The sequence below is a fragment of the Taklimakanibacter lacteus genome (genome assembly GCA_003576695.1).
In the GTDB taxonomy this organism is placed as follows: domain Bacteria; phylum Pseudomonadota; class Alphaproteobacteria; order Rhizobiales; family Aestuariivirgaceae; genus Taklimakanibacter; species Taklimakanibacter lacteus.
The window spans coordinates 365,265-391,333 of sequence record QOZQ01000005.1 but is presented as its reverse complement, the minus strand read 5'-3'; the positions used below and the strand labels follow the sequence as shown (position 1 = coordinate 391,333).

Annotated in this window: 23 protein-coding genes; 19 read left to right on the top strand and 4 right to left on the bottom strand. The window is 62.7% G+C overall.

The window, feature by feature from the left end:
• The first annotated feature begins 4 nt into the window (after positions 1-4).
• From phoU to DT068_RS12355, 16 genes are all read left to right on the top strand, one after another.
• Positions 5-721 carry a phosphate signaling complex protein PhoU gene (gene phoU, locus DT068_RS12430; RefSeq protein WP_119390153.1) on the top strand — a complete coding sequence of 239 codons (717 nt, stop codon included), beginning with the start codon at positions 5-7 and terminating at the stop codon, positions 719-721.
• Positions 721-1,419: a phosphate regulon transcriptional regulator PhoB gene (gene phoB / locus DT068_RS12425; protein ID WP_119390152.1), complete on the top strand. Its 699-nt coding sequence runs from the start codon at positions 721-723 to the stop codon at positions 1,417-1,419. The genes phoU and phoB overlap by 1 nt, the downstream gene beginning before the upstream one ends.
• A 585-nt stretch (positions 1,420-2,004) precedes the next feature.
• Positions 2,005-3,018, top strand: coding sequence for an ABC transporter substrate-binding protein (locus DT068_RS12420; protein ID WP_119390151.1), 1,014 nt, complete (start codon positions 2,005-2,007; stop codon positions 3,016-3,018).
• A gap of 176 nt (positions 3,019-3,194) precedes the next feature.
• Positions 3,195-4,277 carry an ABC transporter ATP-binding protein gene (locus tag DT068_RS12415; RefSeq protein ID WP_119390150.1) on the top strand — a complete coding sequence of 361 codons (1,083 nt, stop codon included), beginning with the start codon at positions 3,195-3,197 and terminating at the stop codon, positions 4,275-4,277.
• Positions 4,278-4,291: 14 nt separating this feature from the next.
• Positions 4,292-5,971 carry an ABC transporter permease subunit gene (locus DT068_RS12410; RefSeq protein WP_162914163.1) on the top strand — a complete coding sequence of 560 codons (1,680 nt, stop codon included), beginning with the start codon at positions 4,292-4,294 and terminating at the stop codon, positions 5,969-5,971.
• Between the two features lie 278 nt (positions 5,972-6,249).
• Entirely contained in the window at positions 6,250-9,228 is a 2,979-nt protein-coding gene (locus DT068_RS12405) for an NAD(P)-dependent oxidoreductase (RefSeq protein WP_119390148.1), read from the top strand.
• 77 nt (positions 9,229-9,305) lie between these two features.
• A complete protein-coding gene (locus DT068_RS12400) occupies positions 9,306-10,241 on the top strand; it encodes a LysR substrate-binding domain-containing protein (RefSeq protein WP_119390147.1) in 936 nt (311 codons plus the stop codon).
• Positions 10,242-10,333: 92 nt separating this feature from the next.
• Positions 10,334-11,482, top strand: a complete 1,149-nt coding sequence (locus DT068_RS12395) for an aromatic ring-hydroxylating oxygenase subunit alpha (protein WP_119390146.1) — start codon at positions 10,334-10,336, stop codon at positions 11,480-11,482.
• A gap of 8 nt (positions 11,483-11,490) precedes the next feature.
• A complete protein-coding gene (locus DT068_RS12390) occupies positions 11,491-11,727 on the top strand; it encodes a hypothetical protein (RefSeq protein ID WP_119390145.1) in 237 nt (78 codons plus the stop codon).
• Positions 11,728-12,000: 273 nt separating this feature from the next.
• Positions 12,001-13,008: a ligase-associated DNA damage response exonuclease gene (locus tag DT068_RS12385; protein ID WP_119390144.1), complete on the top strand. Its 1,008-nt coding sequence runs from the start codon at positions 12,001-12,003 to the stop codon at positions 13,006-13,008.
• Positions 13,009-13,165: 157 nt separating this feature from the next.
• The gene (locus DT068_RS12380; protein WP_119390143.1) at positions 13,166-14,740 is read left to right on the top strand and encodes a cisplatin damage response ATP-dependent DNA ligase; all 1,575 of its coding nucleotides are present in this window, start codon (positions 13,166-13,168) and stop codon (positions 14,738-14,740) included.
• 308 nt (positions 14,741-15,048) lie between these two features.
• The gene (locus tag DT068_RS12375) at positions 15,049-16,650 is read left to right on the top strand and encodes an ABC transporter substrate-binding protein (protein ID WP_119390142.1); all 1,602 of its coding nucleotides are present in this window, start codon (positions 15,049-15,051) and stop codon (positions 16,648-16,650) included.
• A gap of 55 nt (positions 16,651-16,705) precedes the next feature.
• Entirely contained in the window at positions 16,706-17,674 is a 969-nt protein-coding gene (locus tag DT068_RS12370) for an ABC transporter permease (RefSeq protein ID WP_119390141.1), read from the top strand.
• 59 nt (positions 17,675-17,733) lie between these two features.
• The gene (locus tag DT068_RS12365; RefSeq protein WP_368904701.1) at positions 17,734-18,570 is read left to right on the top strand and encodes an ABC transporter permease; all 837 of its coding nucleotides are present in this window, start codon (positions 17,734-17,736) and stop codon (positions 18,568-18,570) included.
• Positions 18,560-20,218: an ABC transporter ATP-binding protein gene (locus DT068_RS12360; RefSeq protein WP_119390139.1), complete on the top strand. Its 1,659-nt coding sequence runs from the start codon at positions 18,560-18,562 to the stop codon at positions 20,216-20,218. Before DT068_RS12365 ends, DT068_RS12360 begins: the two co-directional genes overlap by 11 nt.
• Before the next feature lie 20 nt (positions 20,219-20,238).
• A complete protein-coding gene (locus tag DT068_RS12355; RefSeq protein ID WP_119390138.1) occupies positions 20,239-21,048 on the top strand; it encodes an SDR family NAD(P)-dependent oxidoreductase in 810 nt (269 codons plus the stop codon).
• Between the two features lies 1 nt (position 21,049).
• Here DT068_RS12355 and DT068_RS12350 read toward each other — a convergent pair whose 3' ends face one another.
• Positions 21,050-22,021: an MBL fold metallo-hydrolase gene (locus DT068_RS12350; RefSeq protein WP_119390137.1), complete on the bottom strand. Its 972-nt coding sequence runs from the start codon at positions 22,019-22,021 to the stop codon at positions 21,050-21,052.
• 110 nt (positions 22,022-22,131) lie between these two features.
• Positions 22,132-23,022, bottom strand: a complete 891-nt coding sequence (locus DT068_RS12345) for a LysR family transcriptional regulator (protein ID WP_119390136.1) — start codon at positions 23,020-23,022, stop codon at positions 22,132-22,134.
• 98 nt (positions 23,023-23,120) lie between these two features.
• Here DT068_RS12345 and DT068_RS12340 point away from each other — a divergent pair, with 98 nt between their 5' ends.
• Together DT068_RS12340 and DT068_RS12335 are read left to right on the top strand one after the other, a co-directional pair.
• Positions 23,121-23,819: a pirin family protein gene (locus tag DT068_RS12340; RefSeq protein WP_119390135.1), complete on the top strand. Its 699-nt coding sequence runs from the start codon at positions 23,121-23,123 to the stop codon at positions 23,817-23,819.
• 6 nt (positions 23,820-23,825) lie between these two features.
• A complete protein-coding gene (locus tag DT068_RS12335; protein WP_368904692.1) occupies positions 23,826-24,365 on the top strand; it encodes an NADPH-dependent FMN reductase in 540 nt (179 codons plus the stop codon).
• Positions 24,366-24,417: 52 nt separating this feature from the next.
• On the opposite strand, the gene DT068_RS12330 is transcribed toward DT068_RS12335, so the two are convergent.
• On the bottom strand, positions 24,418-24,720 hold the full coding sequence (locus DT068_RS12330) for a hypothetical protein (protein ID WP_119390133.1): 303 nt from the start codon (positions 24,718-24,720) through the stop codon (positions 24,418-24,420).
• A 179-nt stretch (positions 24,721-24,899) separates the two neighbouring features.
• Here DT068_RS12330 and DT068_RS12325 point away from each other — a divergent pair, with 179 nt between their 5' ends.
• Positions 24,900-25,391, top strand: a complete 492-nt coding sequence (locus DT068_RS12325; RefSeq protein ID WP_119390132.1) for a hypothetical protein — start codon at positions 24,900-24,902, stop codon at positions 25,389-25,391.
• A 1-nt stretch (position 25,392) separates the two neighbouring features.
• Here DT068_RS12325 and rpe read toward each other — a convergent pair whose 3' ends face one another.
• Positions 25,393-26,067: a ribulose-phosphate 3-epimerase gene (gene rpe, locus DT068_RS12320; protein WP_119390131.1), complete on the bottom strand. Its 675-nt coding sequence runs from the start codon at positions 26,065-26,067 to the stop codon at positions 25,393-25,395.
• Between the last annotated feature and the right edge of the window lie 2 nt (positions 26,068-26,069).

Sequence of the window (26,069 nt, the reverse complement as noted above, 5' to 3'; positions counted from 1 at the left end):
GACTATGTCGGATCATATCGTCAAGGCCTATGACGAGGACCTCGCCAACCTCAAGACGATGCTCGCCCAGATGGGCGGGCTCGCCGAGGATCATCTCGCCAAGGCGATCGAAGCGTTGTCGAAACGCGATACCAAGCTCGCCGATGTGGTGATCGCCCAGGACGAGAAGATAGACGCCCTCGAGCTGCAGCTCGAGGAGCGTGCCATCCTCACCATTGCCAAGCGCCAGCCCATGGCGCGCGACCTGCGCGAGATCATGGTGGCGATCCGCGTCGCCTCCGACCTCGAGCGCATCGGCGACCTTGCCAAGAACATCGCCAAGCGCACCCATGCCATCAACGAGCAGCTGCCGCGCAAGCTCGCCGCCGGCCTGACGCGCATGGGCAGGCTCTCCCTCGAGGAGCTGAAGGATGTTCTCGATGCCTATACGACGACCGATGACGCCAAGGCGCTCGATGTGTGGCGCAATGACGGCGAGCTGGATGCCCTCTACAACTCGATCTTCCGCGAGCTCCTCACCTATATGATGGAGGATCCGCGCATGATCGGTCCCTGCACCCATCTGCTCTTCGGGGCCAAGAACTTCGAGCGCATCGGCGATCATGCCACCAACATCGCCGAGAACATCTACTACCTCGTGCATGGTCACACCCTGCGCGAGGAGCGCCCGAAGCGGGATACGACCAGTGTGACGGCTTTTGATTCATTGAATGAGCGCTGATGACAGCTTCCATCCTCATCGTCGAAGACGAAGAACCGATCCAGATCCTCCTGACCTACAATCTGCAGGCGGAGGGCTTCCGGGTGCGCGCCACCGCCAATGGCGAGGACGTCGCCCATCTGGTCAATGAAGAGCGCCCCGACCTCATCGTCCTCGACTGGATGCTGCCCGGCATATCGGGCATCGAGGTCTGCCGCCTGCTGCGCTCGCGCCCCGAGACCCGCGACATCCCGGTCATCATGCTGACCGCCCGCGGCGAGGAGAATGAGCGCGTCCGCGGCCTGGCGACGGGCGCCGACGACTATATCGTCAAGCCCTTCTCGGTGCCGGAGCTTCTGGCGCGCATCAAGACGATCCTGCGCCGCGTCAATCCCGATGCCATTGCCGAGCGGCTCAAGGCCGGCGATATCGCGCTCGACCGGCGCACCAGGCGCGTCACCCGCGCCACCCGCGACATCACTCTGTCGCCCACCGAATTCCGCCTGCTCGAATATCTCATGCAGAGCCCGGGCCGGGTCTACAGCCGCTCGCAGCTTCTCGATGCCGTCTGGGGCCGCGACATCTATGTCGATGAGCGCACCGTCGATGTGCATGTCGGCCGCCTGCGCAAATGCCTCAAGCGCGGCCGCGAGATCGACCCGATCCGCACCGTGCGCGGCATGGGCTATTCCTTCGACGAGCGCTTTGGGCGGGCGTAAGGCTATCCATTGATGGATGCGGGGTATTTCAAAGAAATCAATTAGTTAGAAGTCGCGTGCGCAACGTGTGCAGTAGGGGACAGTGCTTTGCGTGAAGGTGAATGTGTGCCAGGGATTTAGTCGGTCGAACCTTCGCGCGATTGCATGTACCGGACTTCGAGACTTGGGTGATGTCTCGATACTAGTTGCCAGCCGCAGTTCAGCGGCACTCGATTCTCAGAGAGCTTGAGGCGGAGGAAATACCGGGCGACGATCACATGATCGGCGGATCCGAGGCGGGCGCGTCAGCAGATGGTCGAACCCGCTTTGGGCTGGGTTCTCAGTCTTGTTCCGGAAGCGGGAAGCTTGGCGCGCCTCGCCACTTTGGGAGCGCGGGGTCCTTCAGTCTGTAGCCGCCGCGGTGTCCGAGTGGTGGTTGCCTGATCAGAACGGCATATGTGGTAATCGCAAAGGGAATTTGGCGAAATACCACCCATATATGTTGCAGGTCAAACAAATTTATTGACAACCTAAACATATGGATTGATCCTGCCGTTTGGTAATCTCTCTTGAGGTCGAATGACAATCAGATCGTGAGGACGCGCTATGGACACCAAATTCATTCGCACATCGCTTCTGTCGCTTTCGCTCCTGGCAACCTTGGCAGTCGCCGCGCAAGCGGGTGACGTAACGGCTTACACATCGCTCGAGGAGGATGACGCCAAGATCTATATCGAGGCGTTCAACAAGGATCATCCGGACATCAACGTCCATCTGCTGCGGCTGTCGACCGGCGATCTCGGCGCCCGTATTCTGGCCGAGAAGAGCAATCCGCAGCACGATGTCATCTGGGGCTGGGCGGTGACCAACATGGTCGATCCGCGCATCCTGGAAATGCTCGAAGCTTACTCACCGCAGGGAATCGACAAGGTTGACACGCATTTTCGCGATCCTGAAGGCCGCTGGTTCGCAACCACCGGCTATTTCGCGGCATTCTGCGTCAACAAGACGATGGCAGAGGCCAAGAAGCTGCCCATCCCGTCATCATGGGAAGACCTGCTCAACCCGGTCTACAAGGGTGAGATCGTCATGCCCAACGCAGCCAGCTCGGGAACCGGCTATCTCCAGGTTTCCAGTCTTCTGCAGATGAAAGGCGAAGAGGCGGGCTGGAAATTCCTCAAGCAGCTTGACCAGAATGTCGCTCAATACATCAAATCCGGCTCCAAGCCCTGCCGGATGGCAAGCGCTGGCGAATATGTCATAGGCACCTCCTTTGCATTTGCGGCCGTCAAGCAGATCAATGAAGGCTTTCCGATCGCCATGGTCATTCCCAAGGAAGGGGCGGGCTACGAAGTCGAAACCAGCGGGCTGATGAAGACGTCCCAGAACAAGGAAGACGCCAAGAAGTTCCTGTCCTGGCTGCTGACGCCCGCCGCCGCCAAGCTTTACGGCGAGCGTGCTGAAATGAATTCCGTGCCCGGCGGCGAGCAGGCCCAGATTGCCCGCGATGCCGGCATGCCGGCGGATGTGACCAAGGTCCTGTTCAACATGGACTTTGCCTGGTCCGCCTCCAACAAGGATCGGATTCTCAAGCAGTGGCAGGCTGAAATCGAGCGCTGAACGGCGGTAGCGATCCTGTCGCGGCCCGCCTTGGCCGCTCGCTGACATCGTCGGGCGCCGCAGTCCTCCCGGCCACCCGGTTGCTTCCCGGCTGGGGGCGCGCTCATACTGCGGCAGGAGGATCGTGCGAGCGGGGGCGGCCGCCTTGACATTTTCCGCTCTCGCGAAAGGTCACCATGGATATATCGCTGCGCGCCGTCACCAAGACATTCGGGCAAGTCGTTGCCGTCGACTCGGTCGAACTGGATGTTCCGGCATCCACGCTCATCTGTTTCCTGGGGCCGTCGGGCTGCGGCAAGACCACGCTTCTCAGACTGATTGCGGGACTTGAGACCGCGGACAGCGGCAGCTTGCTGTTCAGAGGAAAGAGTCTGGCCGGCGTCCCCGAGCGTGAGCGCAATTTCGGCATGGTGTTCCAAAGCTACTCCCTGTTTCCGAACCTGACGGTCGAAGAGAATGTCGCCTACGGACCCAGATGCCGGCGTTGGCCCGCCGCCGACATCGACGCCCGGGTGAGAGAGCTCCTGGCGATGGTCGACGTCGAGAACCAGCGCAGCAAATATCCCCACATGCTCTCGGGCGGACAGCAGCAACGTGTGGCGCTGGCGCGGGCACTGGCGCCAAAGCCGCATGTGCTGCTGCTCGACGAGCCGCTGTCGGCGCTCGATGCCAAGGTGCGCCGCACACTGCGCAGCGAGATCCGCCGCCTGCAACAGTCGCTCGGCATCACCTCGATCATGGTCACCCACGATCAGGAAGAAGCTCTGACCATGGCGGACCAGATCGTGGTGATGAATGAGGGGCGCATCGTCCAGGAGGGGCCGCCCGCCGAAATCTACTCCCGGCCGGCGACACCCTTCGTCGCGGGCTTCGTCGGCAGCATGAATTTCCTGGACGTCGCGATCATCGGTGAGAACCGCTTCAATTTCGTCGGCCATGAGCTCACCATCGACCGGTCGGGCATCAGGACGCCGCTGCGCGGCAAGGCCGTCATCGCGATCAGGCCGGAGGCGGTCGAGATCGCCCGCCCGGCGGAGAAAGACCGGCGCCGCAAGTCCGGCAATGTCCTCGACGCTCAAGTGGACTGGATCGAATTCCTTGGAGGCAAGTGTCTTCTGACCCTTGCGCCGTTATCTTGTCCATCGCAAAAGATCAGCGCCGAGGTGCCGGCGCGGACGGTTCATGACCTCAAACTTTCGGTCGGCTCGCGCATCAGCCTGATCCTGCCGCCCGATGCGTTCAACGTGTATCCGGCATGACCGCGGCGGACTCCATGAGAGAGAGAGCGTCGGGCATCTCCCGCCGGCTCTTGACGGGCGACCGCCTGTTCAGGACCGGCGCGCTCGGCATTACCGCGCTCGTGCTTTTCATCTTCGTCGCCTTCCCCATCGCGGCGATCCTGCGTGAAGGCCTCGTGCTTGCCGACGGCACGTGGGGGCTCGGCAACTTCATCGACTACTTCCGCGATCCGCGCTTCCTCACGATCACCGGGCGCAGCCTGCTGATCGCCGTATCGGCGACGGTCATCACCGTCGTCCTTGCCTATGGCTTCGCCTATGCCCTGGTGCGCACTCAGATCCCGCTCAAGAACCTGTGGCGCTTTACAGCGCTCCTGCCGGTTTTCGCGCCTTCGCTGGTGCAGGCTCTGGGGGTCCAGTTTCTCCTCGGCCGCAACGGTCTCGTCAGCAATCTTCTCGGCATCCGCCTCGACATCTACGGTTTCTGGGGGATCCTGATTTCCGACATCGTCTACGCCTTTCCGCATGCAGTGCTGATCATGGTCACCGCCCTCTCGGTGACCGACGGGCGTCTCTATGAAGCCGGACGCATGCTGGGGGCGAGCGAGTTCCGGCTGTTCCGCACGATCACCCTGCCGGCGAGCCGCTACGGCGTCATGTCGGCCGCCTTTGTCGTATTCACCATCGTTATCACCGATTTCGGCAATGCCATGGTCATCGGGGGAGACTATAGCGTGCTCGCCACCGAGATCTACAACCAGGTTTCCGGCCAGGCGAATTTCCGGCTGGGCGCCGTCATCGGCATCATTCTTCTCATCCCGGCGGCCCTTGCCATGTTCGTCGAGCGCCTTGTGGCCCGCCGCAACACCGCGCTTGTCAACGAACGCTCGTCACCGCTCGTCCTGCGCAAATCCGTGCCGCGCGACATCTGCGCGCTCGTCTATGCGGTCCTCGTCTGCGCCCTCATCCTCCTGATCGTTGGCATCGTCGTGCTGGCGAGCTTCGTGAAGCTCTGGCCATATGACGTCAGCCTCACCCTCAAGCACTATGTGACCGATGTGCAGAACGGCTATGCGCCGCTGTGGACAAGCCTGTGGATGTCTCTCATCGCAGCGGTGCTCGGCACGGCGCTCGTGGTGCTGAACGCATATATGATCGAGAAGATTTCGAATCCTTTCACGCGCGTGCTGTATTTTCTGTCTGTCCTGCCGGCTGCGGTGCCGGGAATGGTACTCGGCCTCGGCTACATAATGGCCTTCAACGATCCGGCCAACCCCATCTATTGGCTCTACGGGACGGTGTGGTTTCTCGCCCTCAACACGATCTTCCACTATCACGCCCAGGCATTCCTCATCGCCACGACCAACATCAAGCAGATCAGCAGCACCTTCGATGAGGCTTCCGCGATGCTGGGGGCGACGTTCCTGCGCACCATGGCGCGGATCGCCCTGCCGCTGCTCCTGCCGTCGCTGCTCACTATCGGCCTGTTCCTGTTCATGCGCGCCATGGTCACGTTGTCGGCGGTCATATTCCTGGTCTCGCCGAGAAATACGGTTGCCGCGGTTTCGGTCCTGCTTCTTGATGATTCGGGCAAGGCCTCGCAGGCAGCCGCCTTTTCGGTCGTCATCATGGCCGTAGTCCTGGCAGCGTCGGCTGGATTCAATCTTCTTCTTGGGATCCCGCTGGCGCGGCGGCATGCCGGCGCTTCGCCTTGAGGGACTTGAAGCGGGCGCAGCATCCTGCACATTGGTCGGCGGCCGCAAGCCAAGGGGGTTCCCGTGATTTCACGCCTTTCCCAATTGAGAGGAGGGCTCTACGGGGTCTAATAAGATGAGCGCAGTGATGCGTTCCGTGTGCACCCTGCGAGGGCCCGCCCATGTCGCTAAGTGATCGGATCATGCCGCCATGCGCTTGCGGCCGGCGATTTTCCATGGCTACAACCCGGACTTGTTGGCGCCTTGGGCGCGGGGAGCCGGTTTGGGTGGAGGATTGAATGAGCCTGGCAGCGGAACTCAAGCGACAGCGCGCGGCGGCGATCGATGCCACGAGGTCCGGCCCGCCGCAACGCACCGCCAATCCGTTCTTCGGCGTGGGGCCGATCACCGACGGTGTTGCCGACGAAGTCGATGCCCGTCTCACCCGGTTCGAATTCGAGCATTGGCTGGAGCAGAATTATCGCAAGCTCGACGACAAGGGCCGCGATCTCGGGCCCTTCACCGCGGCGGAGATCGGCCGCTCCATGCATCGCGGCTATCCGGCGGACAAGTTCCTGGCCGACATGATGCGCGAGATTCACCGCTATTTCGAATTTCCGAAGTCCAACCGGATGGCGGTAGGCCTGGGTGGCGGCCATTCGGGCTTCACGGTGGCGGCGCTGCATCTCCTCACCGTGAACGACAAGACGCAGCATGTCTTCATCGATACGCCGGCCCCTGAATCGGCCGGCGCCAAAGCCGGAGGATTTTTCCGTCAATCCTGGGGGGCGCAGATCGTGGAGATGATGCGCTATGCCAGGAATGGCGATGAGGCGCGCATCCACTTCGCGGCGCAGGAAGGCGCAATCCCCTCGTCCGACACGCTGGAACGCTCAGGGGTAAAGGTCTTCTTCGGCGTCGGCCACGAGACGACGGGCGCCACCACCTATTCGCCTGCCGACATTGCCAACCTCATCGACTGGCTCGACCGCAATCCGGCCGAGCACCATGCGGTGCTCGACGCGACCTCGATGCTGGGCGCCATGCCCTGGGGCCAGGATCTCGTGGCGCAGGTGATGAGCAAATGCTGCCTGTTCATGCCTTTCCAGAAAGCGATCGGCGGCATCTCCGGCTATTTCCTGGTGAGCTTCACGCCGCAGGCGCTGGCGCTTGCCGAGCAGAACCAGAAGCAGCCCTCCTGGGCCATTCCGCGCCAGCTCAAGCTGGCGCCCCCCATGGATGCCGCGAAGCCGCTCACCGGCGAGCGTAGCGTCAATCTGGGCCCGTTCTACGATCCCGCCCAGGATAAGATGCTGGGTGGCGTCATCAACACTTTTTCGACGCTGGCCTTTGCCGAGACCACTTTCGGCCTGCTGCGCACCGAAAGGCGCGTGGGAAATGTCGCCCAGATGAACCGCCGATCGGCCGCCAATCGCGACGCCATCAACGAGTGGATATCCAACAATCCGCTGTTCGAGCCGGGCGTGGCGGATGCCGCGCGCCGGGGCGCGGCGGTGACGCTGCTGAAGGTCAAGGACCCGGACATCACGGACCCTGCGATCCACGCGCGCATCATCGCGCGCTCCAAGCAGGTTCTGGCTTACGATGGCGCGACACATCCGAATGGCGAGCGCGAAAAGGGGCTCGACGTCGCGCGCTACATCAACGCGTTTCCGGGAACGCCCGGCGATTATCGCGCCTGGATCGGCGGCATCAGGCCGGTGCGGGATATTTTCGCTCTGCTCGATAACCTGAAATACGCCTATCTGCGCGCCAAGATCGTGGTGCTGGAAGAGGAGCTGGCGAAGCTCGGAGAGACTTTCCCGGTGGCCAATGCCACCTCAGGCGCGCGTGAGCGCAAGGATGATCGCAGCCGCGCCTACAAGGTTCTGGTGTGCGACCTTGTCGGCCTCAGATTCGGCGCCGATGGCAAGCCGGATGCGAGCGAGGTCAGGGCCCATGTCGAAAAGAAGGGCGGTGTGTTCCACGAGGGGCCCATTGGCGATGAGAAGAAGCTGGCCAAGGGCAAGATCCATTTCTTCTACCAGCCGGACCTGTCGACCGAGGCGGAAATCCTGCCCCAGACCAACAAGGGCCAGTATGACGCGGTGATCGCCGCGGCGACCTTCCTGCCCAAGGCGTCGGTTTTCGCGTGCGGCGGCGTGCGCATCGGGGCCGGCACCGGCAATATGGGCTCTGCCTCATGGGGCGGCGGCAATGGCGAGGGCGGTACGGCGCCCTTGATGAACACACCCTCCTTCAACAGCCGGGCGACGGCGCAGATGGCGATCAAGGCGCTGCTCAAGGTGATGCCCGATTTGCCTGTCGATGAATTGCACGCCCGTGTGGTTGCAGGCGAGTTCGATACCGGCAGGAACCTGCGCGAATTCCCCACCGAAAAACTGGAAGGAAAGAAGCTCGGCGTTCTCGGTTACGGCAATATCGGGCGCGAGGTTGCCCGCATCGCGCAGGCCTTCGGCATGAAGGTGGCGATCCACGCGCGGCCGCGCCACAGGGAATGGATCGAATCGGAGGGCTTCGAATTCGCCGCCACCGCCGAGGACGCGGCGCGCCGCGCTGACGTGCTTTCGCCGCATACGGGGCTGGGGCCGCTCAATGCCGCCACCGGCAAATATACCAATGCCGGCGTGGTGAGCGCTTCGGTGCTCGATGAGCTGAATGATGGCGCCGTTCTCGTCAACTATGACCGGGGCGAGCTCGTGGACGCCGCAGCGCTCGATGCCGCGATGAGCGCCGGCAAGGTGCGCTACGCCGCGATCGATGCGGACCTGTTCAAGGATGCCAAGACCGGCCAGCTCTCGGGGCCCATGGTGCCCTATCTGGCGCTCGCCAAAAAATATCCGGGAAGGCTCGAGCTCCTGCCGCATGCGGCGGCGGATACCGAGCATGTCTCGCGGGTGGAAGGGGCGAGGCAGGCGGTCGATCAGATCTTCGATTGCATAGAGTACAGGCGGGTCAGCAACCTCAAAGGCGAGCTGCCTGAGGGCTATGTCGATGCCGGCGCCTCGACCGTGCCCTGTGTCGGCAAGGTGACGGCGGACGAACTCTCCCGCGCTGCGTCGGACGAGGCGAGCCTTGCCGCGGCGCGCCAGTCGGCGGAAAAAATGGCGGCGATCTGGGGCGCGCTGGCGGCCACCACCGATGCTGCGCGGCGCAGGGACCTGCTGGAGCGGCATGGTCCGGACCTGGTCAAATGCTCCAACATCTATGCCACGCTGATGCTGAAGCTCGGCCTGCAGGGACCGTTTGCCCCCTGACCAGGGAGGGCAGGCAGGGTTGAAGTAATCTCAACATAACCTATCATGCGGGTCCCGATCCTTTCCCGGTCCCTTCCATGGTCCGCCGCTTCTACGATCTGCCGTCATTGACGGCGCTCGCCGCCTTCGAGGCGGTGGCGCGCCATCGCAGCATGACGAGGGCGGCGGCCGAGCTCAACGTCACGACCGGAGCCATCAGCCGGCAGGTCAGGAGTCTCGAGAGCTTTGTCGGTGGACCATTGCTGCGCCGAGAGCGCCGCGGCGTCGAAATATCCGCCAAGGGGGCCGAGCTCTATTCGGTTCTGTCGACCGGCTTCAGCCAGTTCTCCAATGCCCTGAGGCAGATCAAGTCGACAGCGGCCGCGACCGCCGTCACGGTCGGCGCTCCCACGGCATTTGCCTCCCTGTGGCTGATGAAGAGGATAGGGGACTTCTGGAGGGCTCATCCCGATATCACGATCAATCATCTGGTCTCGGACAACGCCCATGATCTTCGCCGCGCCGAAATCGACCTGCGCATCAGATATGGAAGCGGCTCCTGGCCCGACGAGAGCGCCGCCTTCCTGTTCAGGGACCATCTCATCCCGGTCTGCGGCCCGCGATTTCTGAAGCAGCATCCGGCGACCTCGCTTGCGGCGCTGTCCGGCGTGCCCTTGTTGAACCTGCATCAGGTCGATCCCGCCTGGACGACCTGGGAGGAATGGTTCCGGCTGGCCGGCCACCCGGTCGAGCAGCTGAAGACCCGCACGGCCAACAATTATGTGAGCATTCTGAATGCCGCCATGGACAATCAGGGTGTGGCGATCGGCTGGTCGGGCTTGATCGCGCCGCTCTTGAAGGACGGCAGTCTTGTCCGCTTCGGCAAAGGAAAAGTCCTGTCGCCGGGTGCGTTCTATGTCACGTGGAACGACCATCGCAAGCTCGACGATGCTGCCAGGCTGCTCAAAGCCTGGCTGATCGATGCCGGCGCCACGACGCCGACCGGCGTTTCGGCCAAGGCCCTTCAGCGTTGAGCTGAGCTCAAGCCACACTTAAGTTTTGCTGGCATTGTGCGCGGCGCCTTGGGGTTCTCTAATCGCCCGAAAATCAGTCGGGATGGCAGGCCATGAACGCGATCAGCTCAATAAATCTCGACCAGGTGCTGCGGCCGGTCGCGACGGCACGGGGATTGCCCAGCTCTTTCTACACCGAGGCGGGTGTCTATGATCTCGAACGCCGGAAGGTGTTCGCGCGCAACTGGGCCTGCGTCGGTTTCGGCAAGGACGTGCCCAATCCGGGCGATCTCAGGCCGATCACATTTTTGGGCCAGCCGCTCCTGATCGCGCGGGGTCGTGACGGGCAGATCCGGGTCTTCGAGAATGTCTGCCGCCATCGTGGCGCGGTTCTCGTCACCGAGCCGGTCAATGGCAGGCCCGTCATTCGCTGTCCCTATCACTCATGGTGTTACAGTCTCGATGGCGCATTGGTGACGACGCCGCATGTCGGCGGCGCCGGGCACAACACCCATCCCGAGATCAGGCGCGAAGAGCTGAGCCTTTTTGAAGTGCGCTCTTACGTCTGGCTGGACATGATTTTCGTCAATGTTTCAGGATCGGCGCCGGAGTTTCGCGACGCGGCAGCCGATCTCATTAGGCGTTTCGAGGAATTCGATCAGGTGGCACTTCACCATGGTGGCGGCGATTCATCCTTCAAGATCGACCTCAAGGCCAATTGGAAGCTGGCGGTGGAGAACTATGCCGAGAGCTACCACCTTCCCTGGATACATCCGGGCCTCAACAGCTATTCACGCCTCGAGGATCACTATCATATGGTCGAGCGCTCTTTCTGCGGCCAGGGCAGCTCCGCCTATACGCCGAGCTTCGGGCCCAATGGCGAACGCTTCGGGGAGTTTGCCGGGCTTTCGGAAAAGTGGAGGAAGGGAGCGGAATATCCGTGCGTCTTCCCGAATGTCCTGGTCGGCTTCCAGAACGACCACATCTTCATCATCCAGCTCGAGCCCGTGGCGCAGGACGCCACCATTGAACATGTCGAGATCTACTATGCCGACAAGGCGATGACCGGGCCGTCCTTCGCTTCCATGCGCGAAAAGAACGCCAACATGTGGAAAGAGATCTTTGTTGAGGACATCGATGTGGTGGAGCGCATGCAGAAGGGCCGCCATGCGCCCAGTTTCGACGGCGGCAAGTTCTCACCGGTCATGGATGGACCGACGCATCGCTTCCATGAATGGGTTGCCGAGCAGATGATGGCCTAGCGCCCTATATGGGAGACTCCCTTCAGCACCTCGACCGCGAGATCACCCATGCCCATGCATGCGGTGATAAGCGTCGGCTGGCGCATTTATATGCGGGCGCCGCAGAACGCTTCGCCGCCGAAGGTGAAATGGACCGGGCGGCTTTCTTGCTCGTCAACGCCTATGTCTGGGCACTGGATGCGGGAGAGGACATGGTGGCTGCGCAAGCCCGCAAGGTCCTGATGGAAATGGGACGGGAGCACTAACGAGCGGTGCCTTCGCTGCGGGATGTTCCCTGGATCGGCCGGGGTGCTTCCTGCTCGCGACATGCGCGCAGTCTTGTTCAGGATCGGCGGTGGATTGTGATAAGCAACTGTTTTCATTAGGTTATTTCTGTACGACCTTATTCCCTGGCAGCGCGTTTTCGCGCAAACTCCCTGTAGTTTCCCTGTATCCGTGAAAGGCCTGCCCTCGCGGCTTCCTGACTGAAGCTGACACTGCGATGCCTCAATAAGGATAAAACCTATATTTGAGGTGCCATGCAGAAATCCCGCATCGAGAGCTGGCTCTATCCGACCGACCGCGGCCTTTATTGCGAGCCGGGCCAGTTCCATATCGACCCGCATCTGCCGGTCGATCGCGCCGTCATCACCCATGGCCATGGCGATCACGCGCGCTCAGGCCACGGCGCCGTTCTCGCCACCCATGAAACCATCGAGATCATGAAGGTGCGTTATGGCGCGGATTGCGCCGGCAGCTTTGCCGCCGCCAATGGCGGCCAGACCATCAATGGCGTGGCGGTGAGGCTGGTGCCGGCCGGCCATATATTGGGTTCGGCCCAGATCGTGCTCGACTGGCAGGGAACTCGCGCCGTCGTGTCGGGCGACTACAAGCGCTCACCCGATCCGACCTGTGCTCCTTTCGAGCTCGTGCCTTGCGATCTTTTCGTCACCGAAGCGACTTTCGGCCTGCCCGTCTTCCGGCACGAGCCGGCGGAGAGGGAAGCGCACCGGCTCGTCGCTTCCCTGGCGGCGAACCCTGAGCGCACTCATCTCCTCGGCGCCTATAATCTCGGCAAATGCCAGCGCATGATCGCGCTGGTGCGCCAGGCGGGCTATCACCGGCCCGTCTATTTGCATGGCGGCCTGCGGGCGCTCTGCGATCTCTATGTCCGTCTCGGCGTCGATCTCGGCGACTTGCGCAATGTGACGGACAGCGAGCCTGCGGAACTGAAAGGGGCATTGGTGCTTTGTCCCCCGGGCGCCTTGAGCGATCGCTGGTCCAGGCGCCTCGCCGATCCCCTGACCTGCTATGCCTCGGGCTGGATGCGGGTGAAGGGCCGCGCCAGCCAGCACGGCGTTGAATTGCCGCTCGTCGTGTCCGATCATTGCGACTGGCCGGAGCTTCTGCGCACGATCGAGGAAACGGGTGCTGAAGAGATCTGGGTGACGCATGGCCGGGAGGACGCGCTGGTGCATCAGATCGGGCTCATGGGGAGGCGGGGCAGGGCGCTCGCGTTGGTCGGATTTGAGGATGAAGGGGATTAGTAACTGCCCCCAATCCGTCTTCCCGGCGAAAGCCGGGATTCTCTGAATTGCCTCAGAACGCGCAGCGCCGCCCACGCGGCTCATATTCAATGGGTCCCGGCTTTCGCCGGGATGACGGAAGAGGGGTAGAAGTGTTCAATAGTGCCGAGTGCTAGCAATGCAAAGCTTTGCCGAGCTTCTGGATCGGCTGGTATACACGACGGCGCGCAATGCCAAGCTGAAGCTGCTCGAAGATTACTTCCGCGCGACGCCCGATCCCGATCGCGGCTGGGCTCTGAGCGCCCTGACCGATGGCTTGCCCTTGCGGCTTCCCATCCGCAAGACGCTGGCCACCATCCTCGCGCCGCATGTCGATCCCTTGCTCTATCGCCTGTCGCGCGATTATGTCGGCGATACCGCCGAGACCGTGTCGCTGCTGTGGCCCGATGCCCGCCTCAACGAGCCGCCGCCCCGGATCAGCGATGTGGTCGCAGAGGTCAGCGCCGCGTCCTCGCGGGAATTCCCGCGCGTGCTCGAAAGCCTGCTCGGCCGGCTCGACGTCAAGGGCCGCTTCGCGCTGCTGAAGCTGCTGTCGGGCGCGCTGCGGGTCGGCGTCTCCGCCCGCCTCGCCAAGACGGCCATTGCCCAGACCTTCGGCCGCGAGGTCGAGGAGATCGAGGAGGTCTGGCACGCGGTCTCAGCCCCCTATGCCGACATGTTCGCCTGGCTCGAAGGCCGTGGCGTCAGGCCCGATCCCGGCCGCAAGGCGACCTTCCGGCCGGTGATGCTGGCGCATCCGATCGAGGACGGCGACTGGCAGAGCTTTGCGCCGCAAGATGTTGCCGCCGAATGGAAGTGGGATGGCATCCGTGTCCAGCTCTCGGCCCGCCCCGGCGATGTAAGGCTGTTCTCGCGCGCCGGCGATGACGTATCGACCGCCTTTCCCGACATCGTCCAGGCCTTCGCCCATACGCAAGGCGTTCTCGATGGCGAGCTCCTGGTGCTGCGCCAAGGCGTCGTCGCCTCCTTCAACGACCTGCAGCAGCGCCTCAACCGCAAGACCGTGACGGGCAGGATGCTGCAGGACTATCCGGCCCATATCCGTCTCTATGACATTCTGTTCGACGGGAATGAGGATGTGCGAACGCTGAGCTTCATCGAGCGGCGCCAGCACCTCGAGGCCTGGTATGAGCGGTTCCGTCCGAGCCTCGCCGATGTGAGCGCGCTCGTGCCCTTCGCCGCCTTTGCCGAGCTCGAATCCAAATGGCAGTTGGCGCGCGAAAACGGCATCGAGGGCCTGATGCTGAAGCGCAAGGCGAGCCCCTATCTGGCCGGACGTCCCAAAGGGCATTGGTACAAGTGGAAGCGTGCGGCGCTCACCATCGATTGCGTGCTCATGTATGCGCAGAGAGGCTCCGGCAAGCGCTCGTCCTATTATTCGGACTACACATTCGGCGTGTGGAAGACGCCCGACGAGCTGGTGCCGGTCGGCAAGGCCTATTCCGGCTTCACCGATGAGGAGCTGCTCAGGCTCGACCGCTGGATCAGGACGAATACGGTCGAGCGCTTCGGCCCGGTGCGCCAGGTGAAACCGGGTCTCGTTCTCGAGATCGCCTTCGATGCCGTCCAGACCTCGTCGCGGCACAAATCCGGTCTTGCCCTGCGCTTTCCGCGCGTCCATCGCATCCGCTGGGACAAGCCGGTCCAAGAGGCTGAGACCCTCGATGCCGTCAAGGCGCTCGTGCCCTCCTGAGTCGGTCAGCGCCGGGTTTTTGCGTTAATGTGTCGCTATTTGACCTGGCCGCGGCAGGCCGCATGAAATCGTCGCTTTCGGCCCGAGGTGCGCCGCCATGACCATTGACGAGGTGCTGTCATCATGACACTTTTGAACGCAACGAAGATAATAAAAAGACCCAGGGCGTAACTGCAAGATTTCGGGGAGGAGTACGGCGACCGCGTGCCGGCCTGGCATTGAGTGCGGAAACCGTCATCAAGGCGCATCAGTTTGCGGCCACTCCTTCCCGGCATTGGAAATTTGCGATTTCGGAGGAGATATCCGCAATGAGTGAACTCGAACACAAGCTGCAACTGGCCACCCGCCTTGCCGGCAAGGGCAAGGTCTCCCGGCGCGACTTCATCCAGCTCGCCATCGCGGCGGGCTTCACGGCGGCGGCCGGCAACGCCATGTTCGTCAAGGCGGTGCGCGCCGAGCCCAAGAAAGGCGGCTCGGCCCGTTTCGGCCTGGCCCATGGCGCCACGACCGACACGCTGGATCCGGTCGGCTATCCCGACACCTTCACCCAATGCGCCTTCTGGGGCGCCTTGTCGAACAGCCTCACCGAGATCGACGCCAAGGGCAATGTCGTGCCCGATCTCGCCGAATCCTTCGAGCCCTCGGACGGCGCCAAGAAATGGGTGTTCAAGCTGCGCAAGGGCCTGACCTTCCATGATGGCAAGACGGTCACCGCCGACGACGTCGTCAATTCCTTCCGCCATCACATGGGGCCCGATTCCAAGTCGGCCGCGAAATCGCTGCTCGAGCCGATCACCGACATCAAGTCGGACGGCCCGGAGAATGTGGTCTTCATGCTGAAGGACGGCAGCGCCGACTTCCCCTATCTGGTCAGCGACTATCACATCCCGATCATGCCGACCAAGGACGGCAAGTCCGACTGGCAGTCGGGCGTGCGCACCGGTCCCTTCACGCTCGACAAGTTCGAGCCCGGCGTGTCGGCCAAGCTCAAGCGCAACCCGAACTATCACAAGTCGAACCAGCCCTATCTCGACGAGGTCGAGTTCATCGCCATCACCGATGTCGCGGCGCGCACCAATGCGCTCACCACCGGCGATGTCGACTGGATCGGCCGCGCCGACCTGAAGACGCTCGATCTTCTGAAGCGCAATCCCGATGTCGAGATCCTCGAGCTCTCGGGCTATGGCCACTATGTTCTGCCGATGAACACGACCATGGCGCCCTTCGACAACAATGATGTGCGCACCGCCATCAAATACGCGATCGACCGCGAGGAGATCCAGAAGAAGATCTTCCTCGACCACGCGACGGTCGGCAATGACAACCCGATCGCCAAGGCAGTCAAATACTCGGTCGATCCCGAGCCCAAATACACATACGATCCGGACAAGGCCAAGTTCCACCTGAAGAAGGCGGGCTATGAGACGCTGAAGGTAGATCTCTCGGTCGCCGATGCCGCTTTTGCCGGCGCCATCGATGCGGGTGTCCTGATCAAGGAAACGGCGGCCAAATGCGGCATCGATGTCAATGTCATCCGCGAGGCCGAGGACGCCTATTGGGACAATGTGTGGCTCAAGAAGCCCTGGTGCGCCTCCTATTGGAGCGGCCGCCCTACGGTGGACTGGACCATGACCATCACCTATGCGGCGGGTGCGGCCTGGAACGAGACCTTCTGGAACAACAAGCGCTTCAACGAGCTGATGCTCCAGGGCCGCGCCGAGCTCGACGAGGCCAAGCGCGCCGCCATCTATGCCGAGATGCAGCAGCTCGTGCATGACGATGGCGGTGTCATCGTCCTTGTCTTCAACAACTTCGTCACCGCCAATTCGAAGAAGCTGGCGCATGGCGACGTCGCTCCCAACTGGGAGAATGACGGCCTGAAGATCGCCGAGCGCTGGTGGCTGGCGTGATGTGACTCGGACCGGGCCGCTCGCAAGGAGCGGCCCGGCCTTTTGGAATGAAGTGATGCATCCACTCTTGAGAACGGTATTGCAGCGTCTCGGCCTCGGTCTGATCACGCTCTTTGTCGTATCCTTGATCATCTTCTCGGCGATCGAATTCCTGCCGGGCGACTTCGCCAAGGCCATTCTGGGCCAGGCCGCGACGCCAGAGACCGTCGAGGCCTTCCAGAAGGAGATCGGTCTCGACAAGCCGCCGGTGGAACGCTACCTCAACTGGATCGGCGGCATCCTGCAGGGAGATTTCGGCTCGTCCTTTTCGTCCCGTGTCGGCTTCCGCCGCACCGTGCTGGATATCATAGCGCCTCGCCTCTGGAACACGCTGTTCCTGGCCGGCATCACGGCGCTGGTCGCAGTACCCCTGGCCTTGGGGCTGGGTCTGATGGCCGCTCTTTACCGCAACAGTTTCTTCGATCGCGCCATCAATGCGGCGACTCTGACCACCATTTCCTTCCCGGAATTCTTCGTCGCCTACATATTGATGCTGTTCCTGGCGGTCCAGCTCAGATGGTTCCCCTCGCTGTCCAATGTGTCGGCGGATATGCCCTTCTTCGAGCGGCTGGAACGCTCGGCGCTGCCGGTGCTCACCCTCACGCTGGTCATCGTCGCCCACATGATGCGCATGACGCGCGCCGCCATCATCGGCCTGCTGGCCAGTCCCTATATCGAGATGGCGCGGCTCAAGGGCGTGTCGCCGGGCCAGGTCATCCTGCGCCATGCGCTGCCCAATGCCTGGGCGCCGATCGCCAATGTCGTCGCCTTCAACCTCGCCTATCTCGTCGTCGGCGCCGTCGTGGTCGAGGTCGTCTTCGTCTATCCGGGCATCGGTCAGGCCATGGTCGATGCGGTGCGCTCGCGCGACATTCCGGTGGTGCAGGCCTGCGCGCTGATTTTCGCGGTGACCTATATCCTGCTCAATCTCCTGGCCGATATCATCTCCATCGCCACCAATCCGAGGCTTCTGCATCCAAGATGAGCGTGGACCAGACAGCACCCCGATCTGCGCCGCGCACGGTGAAGGCGCGCCGCACGGTCATGCAGAATGTGTGGCGAACGCTGAGGAAGGCGCCCCTGAGCGCCTGGTTCGGCATGATCGTCATCGCTATCTACATCTTCGTGGCGTTCTTCGCGCCCTGGATCGCGCCCTATGGCGAGTCCGAGGTGGTGAGCCAGCAGCCCTTCGAAGTATGGAGCTGGGCGCATTGGCTGGGCACCGACCAGCTCGGCCGCGACATGTTCACTCGTCTTCTCTTCGGCGCCCGCAATACGCTCGGCATCGCGCTCGCCACCACCTTGCTGGCCTTCGCCATCGGCGGCGGGCTCGGCATCATCGCCTCGATCTTCCGCGGCTGGGTCGACCAGCTCCTGTCGCGCGCCGTCGACACGCTGATGGCCATCCCGCAGCTCATTTTCGCCCTCATCCTCCTGTCGATCTTCGGCTCGTCGGTGAAGAACCTGATCATCATCATCGCCGTGCTCGACTCGACCCGCGTCTTCCGCCTTGCCCGCTCGGTCGCCATGAATGTCGTGGTGATGGACTATGTCGAGGCGGCCAAGCTGCGCGGCGAAGGCCTCGTGTGGATATTGTTCAAGGAAGTCCTGCCCAACATCATGCCGACCATGGTGGCGGAATTCGGCTTGCGCTTCTGCTTCGTCTTCCTGACCATCAGCTCGCTGTCCTTTCTCGGCCTCGGCATCCAGCCGCCCACCGCCGACTGGGGCTCGATGGTGCGCGAGAACGCGACGCTCATCACCTATGGCGATTTCACGCCGCTGATGCCGGCCGGCGCCATCGCGCTGCTCACGGTCGCGGTCAATTTCGTCGTCGATTGGTTCCTGCACAAGACAAGCGGATTGCGTGATGAAAAGTGACGCCAGGAAGTCGGACGCGAAGCGCACCAAGGGCGAGACCCTGCTCGAGATCAGGGATCTCAAGATATCGGGGCAGAGCGACGATGTATGGCATGAGATCGTCAAGGGCGTCGACCTGACCCTCAAGCGCGGCGAGGTGCTGGGCCTCATTGGTGAATCGGGCGCCGGCAAGTCGACGATCGGGCTCGCCGCCATGGGCTTTGCCCGTCCGGGCTGCAAGATCACCGGCGGCAGCATCATTTTCGACGGCAAGGACCTGCGCAAGGCGAGCGAGGAGGAGAGGCGCGCTTTGCGCGGCTCGCGCATCGCCTATGTGGCGCAAAGTGCCGCGGCCTCCTTCAACCCGGCGCACCGCATCATCGACCAGACGGTCGAGACGGCGGTCGGCCATGACGTGCTCGACCGCGGCAAGGCGGAGGCCGACGCCAAGGATCTCTATACCCGCCTCAAGCTGCCCAATCCCGCCACGATCGGCAGCCGCTATCCGCACCAGGTCTCGGGCGGCCAGCTGCAGCGCGCCATGACGGCGATGGCGATGTCCTGCCGTCCCGATCTCATCATCTTCGATGAGCCGACCACGGCGCTCGACGTCACCACCCAGGTCGACGTGCTGGCGGCGATGCGCGATATCGTCGAGCAGTTCAACACCGCGGCGATCTATATCACCCATGATCTGGCCGTCGTCGCCCAGATGGCGCATCGCATCATGGTGCTGCGCCACGGCAAGCTGATCGAGGAAGCGCCGACGCGCGAGATGCTCAAGAGCCCGAAGGAAGCCTATACCAAGACCTTGTGGGCGGTGCGCAGCCTCGCCATGCCGGAACGCACCGGCAAGGACGTCGTGCTGCGCGTCCATGATGTCGATGCCACCTATGGCGGCATCGTCAAGGTGCTGGAGAATGTGACGGTCCAGGTGCCGCGCGGCCGCACCGTCGCGGTGGTGGGTGAATCCGGTTCCGGCAAGTCGACGCTGGCGCGCGTCATCACCGGCCTTTTGCCGCCGCGCAAGGGCGAGGTCTATTTCAACGGCAAGCCGCTGCCCCGGGCGCTCAAGGACCGCGACAAGGACACGCTGCGCCGCATCCAGATGATCTACCAGTCGGCCGACACGGCGCTCAATCCGCGCCAGCGGGTGCGCGACGTGATCGGCCGGCCGCTCGAATTCTATCTGGGCCTCAAGGGCCAGGAGCGCGACCGCAAGGTGGTCGAATTGCTCGAGCAGATCGAGCTGAGCGAGGATCTGATCGACCGTCTGCCGGGCGAATTGTCCGGCGGCCAGAAGCAGCGCATCTGCATTGCGCGCGCGCTCGCGGCCGACCCTGAGCTCATCATCTGCGACGAGGTGACATCCGCCCTCGACCAGATCGTCCAGGAAGGCATCCTGAAGCTGCTGCTCAAGCTGCAGAAGGAGACCAATGTCTCCTATCTGTTCATCACCCATGACATCGCGACGGTGCGCGCCATCGCCGATGAGATCGTGGTGATGTATCAGGGCCGCGTGGTGCAGCAGGGCCTCAAGACCGAGGTTCTCTCACCCCCGCACCCGCCCTATACCGAGCTCCTGCTGTCTTCGGTGCCGGAAATGGATCCCGACTGGCTGACCCGTCTCCTCGAGAAGCGCCAGGCCAAGGGCAAGGTCAGCGCCTGAGCGCACGGGCGGGATCGGCAATGCGCTTCAGCAATAAAGTGGCATTGGTCACCGGCGGCAATTCCGGAATCGGACGCGGTATTGTTCACAAACTGGCGGCGGAAGGTGCGTCCGTGGCCCTGGTCGGCCGTGACCGGGAAAAGGGAACGGCCGTCGAAGCGGAGCTGGCCGCGGCGGGCTGGACCGGGCGTTTTTTTCAGTGCGACCTGGCGCAGGAGACGGCCGTCCAGGCGCTTGTGAGCGAGGTCGTTGCCCATTTCGGTCGCCTGGATGTCGTCGTCAACAATGCCGGCCTTGGCAGCTTGCGGGCCGGGATCAGGGACGAGGATGAGCCCGGCACGCGCTGGGACAAGATGCGCGGGCCCAATCTCGACTCCGGCTATTTCGTTTCCGCCTATGCCTTCCCGCATCTGAAGGCCGCTGGCGCCGGCGCCATCGTGAATATTTCCTCGACCGCGACCTTGCACGGCAATTGGGGACTTTATTGCGTGGCCAAGGCAGCGGTCGAAGGCCTGACTCGTTCGCTGGCGGCCGAAGGCGCGCCGCACGGCATTCGCGCCAATTGCGTCAGCCCGGGATGGATCGATACCAAGGCCGATCCGCAGAATCTGCCTGCCGATGGTGCGGGCTGGAGCGTGACGCCGAGCCTCTTCAACCGCATGGGCTCGCCGGCCGAGATCGCTTCCGTCGTGGCGTTCCTGGCCAGTCCTGAAGCATCATTCGTGACCGGCCAGACCCTGATCGTCGACGGCGGACTCTCGATCATCGACTACACGTCGCTGACGGTCCTGCGCCAGCGCGGCGCTGCGCTGTTTTCCGGCAAGCTGTGAGCTACAGCATCAGCTGATAGCTCGCCGGCACGAAGCGGTAGCCGTCACCGGCACCTTTCTCGACGAAGCCCACAGCCGGGAACGGCATGTGATAGCTGGTGAAGGGGATGCGATCGGCGCTCAGCATGTCGAGCAGCTTGAGCCGCGTAGCGACTGCTCCGTCCTTGTCGGCATCGAAGCTCACATGCCATTTGGGATGCTGCATCGACAGCACATAGTGGTTGCAGAAATCAGCGCCGATCAGGATGCGTTTGCCCTGGCTCTCGACATGCCAGGCCATGTGGCCCGGCGTGTGGCCGAAGGCTTCGATGGCGCGGATGCCCGACACGACTTCGCCCTCGTTCTTCACGAAGGTCATCTTGTCCTTGTTGGGCACGACATTGGCCTGGACGATCTTGGCGGCATTGGCGGTCGGGCCATTGGCGCGGTCGGGCGACGACCAGAAGGCATATTCCGCTTCGCCGATCACATAGCGCGCCTTGGGCGCAAGCGGCGCGCCATTGTCCATCAGCCCGCCAATATGGTCGGGATGGCAATGGGTGATGACGACGACATCAATGTCCTCGGCTGCGACGCCGGCGGCTTTCATCTGCGCCGCGAGCTGTCCGGTGGCGGGCCGGCCATTGGCGCCATTGCCGCTGTCGAACAGAACGAGCTCCTTGCCGGTATTGACCAGAACCGGCGTGAAGCTGTTGACCATCCTGTCCTTGGGCAGGAAATTCGCTTCGGCTGCTGTGCCCACATCTTCGGGCTTTTGATTGACGCCGAAGATCTTCTCCGGATTCCCGGTGACGCGCGTGCCGTCATTGAAGGCGGTGATCTCGAACTCCCCGACCTTGTAGCGCGTATAGGGCGAGCCGGTTGGGCCTGTGATGGGGGCGGCGGCCTCGGCAGATCGGCTTGTGGTGAAAGCGGCGGCGCCCAAAGCGGCGGCGCTCAGCAGCATGCTACGGCGATCGATCAGCGGATGCATCGCAAACCTCCCTTGTTAATGCAGATAGGTGTTTTACGCTGTCTCGGCCGACAAAATCCTGCGCATGCCCTTTGCTCACGCTGTTGTGACCGGACTTGGAGAACCCTCTCCTAAGGCCATGCCCGCGCGAAGCGTTCGGCCAGGAAATCGATGAAGAGCCGCACCTTGGCTGCGAGGAAGCGGGTCGGCGGATAGATCGCATAGAGATCGATCGGCCGGGGCTCGAAACCATCGAGGAGAGCGATGAGGGCGCCTGATCTGAGCTCGTCGCGCACCAGGAAGGCCGGGATGAGAGCGATGCCGAGGCCCGAGGCCGCGGCAATGCGCAGCGCATCGCCATTATTGGAGCACAGGCGATAGCGGATCGGAACCGAATGGCTTGCACCGCCGCGCAGGGCCCATTCGATCTGGCCGGTGGGCCTCCCATAATGCAGGGCCCAATGCGATCTGAGATCGTCGGGCCCGCGTGGCCTTCCATGTTTCTCGACATAGGAAGGCGAGGCGAAGAGGCCCATTTCGATCTGGGCCAGCTTGCGGGCGGCAAGGCTCGAATCCTCGAGCTCGCCGATCCTGAGCGTCACATCGAAGCCCTCATCATAGGGATCGACGAAGCGGTCATTGAGGATGAGCGCCACCTGGAGGTCGGGATAGCGGTTCATGAAATCGGCGATGGCGGGTGCGGCATGGCTGATGCCGAAGGACATGGGCGCATTGATCCTGAGCAGGCCCTTCGGTTCATTTTGCAGGGCGGCAATCGCCCGGTCGGCTTCCTCCAGATCGCCGAGCACGGCCCGGCAGCGCTCCAGATAGGCATAGCCGCTGTCGGTGAGCGTCACGCTGCGGGTGGATCTCTTGAGGAGCTGCGCCCCCAGGGCCTCCTCGAGGGCGGCGATCTGCCGGCTTGCCGCCGACTTGGACAGGCCGAGCTCCTGGGCGGCGGCGGTGAAGCCGCCCTCTTCCGCCACCGACACGAAAGCCCTTATGGCCGCCAACTTGTCCATATTGTTGCGATTATAGCAACAATAAATCCCGTATGGAAAGGATTGTCCTAGTCAGGGCTGAGAATATCTATCCGGCATCACCATAACGGGAGACCATCATGATCACTCATCGCAAAGCCAAGGACCGGGGCCATGCCGATTTCGGCTGGCTCGACAGCCATCACAGCTTCTCCTTCGGCCAGTATTACGACCCCGAATTCATGGGGTTCGGGGCGCTCCGGGTCATCAATGACGATCGCGTGGCGGGCGGCGGCGGCTTCGACACCCACGGCCACAAGGACATGGAGATCGTCTCCTATGTGCTCGACGGCGCGCTTGCCCACCGCGATTCGCTCGGCAGCGGCTCGGTGATCCGGCCGGGCGATGTGCAGCTGATGTCGGCCGGCACCGGCATCCGTCATTCCGAGTTCAATGCGTCCAAGACCGATCCGGTCCACTTCCTCCAGATCTGGATCATTCCGGAAAGGCAGGGGTTGAAACCCGGCTATGCCGAGCAGCATTTCCCGGAAGCCGACCGGCTCGGCCGGTTTCGCCTCATCGCGTCGCCGGACGGGCGCGCGGGCTCCTTGAAAATCCATCAGGACGCCGCCATCCATGCCGCCCTGCTCGAGGCCGGAGCGGATCTCGCTCAGCCGCTGGACGCCCGACGCCGCTATTGGCTGCAGGTGGCGAAGGGCGCGCTTGACGTGAATGGCGAGGCTGTCATGGAAGGAGACGGGCTCGCCATCGTAAAGGAAGAGAGTCTGAGCCTCGCCGCCAAGTCAAAATCGGAAATCCTGCTTTTCGACCTGCAATAGGAGAACATGATGAAGATCCTCGCCATCACCGGAGCGCTCCGCAAGGACAGCTACAACACGCAGCTGCTCAAGGCGGTGAAGGAACTGGCGCCGCAGGACATGGAGATCGAGATCGTCACGCTCCACGGCATCCCGCTCTATGACGGCGATGAGGAGGACAAGCATGGATTGCCGGCCAGCGTCAAAGCCCTGCAGGAAAAGGTGAGGCAGGCCGATGGCATCATCATCGCGACGCCAGAATATAATTTCTCGGTGCCGGGCGTGCTCAAGAACGCCACCGACTGGCTGTCGCGCTCCGGCAATCCGTTCAAATGGAAGCGCGTCGGCGTCATGGGCGCGTCGCAAGGGCCGATCGGCACGGCGCGGTCGCAATATCACCTGCGCCAGAATCTGGTCGGCCTCGAGGCGATCACCATGCCCAAGCCCGAGATCTTTGTCGCTTCCGCCGACAGGAAATTCGCCAATGGCGAGCTGACGGATGAGGCGACGAAGAAGGTGATCACATCCTGGCTCGCCGCCTTCAAGGACTGGGTGGCGAAAAGCTAGCTCTCCCAATGTTGTCCCCTCTCCCGCAGGGGAGAGGGGACATGCCGGTCAATTACTGAACGACATACAGGCAGGGCTTGGCCTTCACGATGCAGTAGAACTTCGTGCCGGTCCAGTTGCAGCTCTGTGATTTGGATGCCGCGATATTCCAGACGGACCAGGCTAGCCCATATTTGTCCTTGGCCTCTTGCGACCAGAAGGTCTTCGCCGACTTGAGTGCCTTGACCTTCAGATTGGCCAGGGCTTCGGCTTGCACATAGGTGGTCTTGCATTGATAGGCTTGGGCGCTGTTCGCCACCGCGACGAATGCCACGACGGCGGCGGCCCGGATGACCATCCGGTTCAGGTTCAGCATAGGCGTACCTCCAGCATGGGGAGCCTGAGGGCTCCCTGTTGCACGGCGCATGGCCGTGAATGACAAAAGCTTAAGGGGGCGGCACTGTCGGTGGACTGAACCGGGTCTTCACCGACGGTTCAGTTCAATTATTGGCGGAAATGGTGTAGCGTAGAACGAGTTATTCGGGGGGGTTGAGAATGATGCTCTATGTCTGGCTGCTCACCATCGTGCATACGATCCTGAGTTTTGTCGCGATCGGCGTCGGCATCAAGGCGATTGTGGGTCTCTTCCAGGGCGCGCATTCGAACTGGTGGACGAGGCGGTTCTTTGAGCTGGCCCTGGCCGTGACCTTCACCGGCTTCATCTTTCCTTTCGCGGGTGTGACACCGGCTTTCGCCACCGGTATCGTCTCGGCCGTGATCCTCATCGCCTGGTTCCTGGCCCATCGCGCTCATATTGTGGGCGCCTGGCGCTGGATCTATGTGCTCGCCATGGTGGCGAGCCTCTATCTCCTGATCTTCGTGACCATTGCCCAGGCTTTCCAGAAGGTCCCGTTCCTCAATGCTCTGGCGCCGACAGGCTCGGAGCCGCCCTTCGCCATCGCGCAGGCCATCGCCCTCGTGATCTTTATCGTGATCGGCACGCTGGCGGTGCGCCGCTTCCGGCCGGCAGGAGCCGTGCGGGTCTAGCTCAAGCCGCGAGGCTGGTGGCGCTCGTCCTGATCGCGGCGATGTTGCGGCCATAGGCCTTGGCGTCGCCCTTGTAGACGGCGGAGCCCGCGACCAGCGCATTGGCGCCGGCCTTGACCACAAGCGGTGCCGTTTCGGCGGTGATGCCGCCATCGACCTCGATATCGATGTCGCGGCCCTGGACGAGATCGCGCGTCTCGCGGATCTTGTCGATCATCGCCGGAATGAAGCTCTGCCCCCCGAAGCCCGGATTGACCGTCATGATGAGGATGAGGTCGAGCCGGTCGAGCACATGCTTGATGTGATCGACGGGCGTTGCCGGGTTGAGCGCCACGCCGGCTCTCTTGCCGAGCGCCTTCACCGTCTGCAGCGAACGGTCGAGATGGGGGCCCGCCTCGGCGTGGACGGTGATGATGTCGGCGCCCGCTTTGGCGAAGGCTTCGAGATAGCGATCGACCGGCGCGATCATCAGATGGACGTCAAAGGGCCTCTTCGTCACCGGGCGGATCGAGGACATCACCACCGGGCCGAAGGAGATGTTGGGCACGAAATGCCCGTCCATCACATCGATATGGATCCAGTCGGCGCCCGCTTCATCGACGGCGCGCACCTCATCGCCGAGCCTTGCGAAATCGGCGGAGAGGATGGACGGCGCGATGCGCAGCGGGCGCGACATCG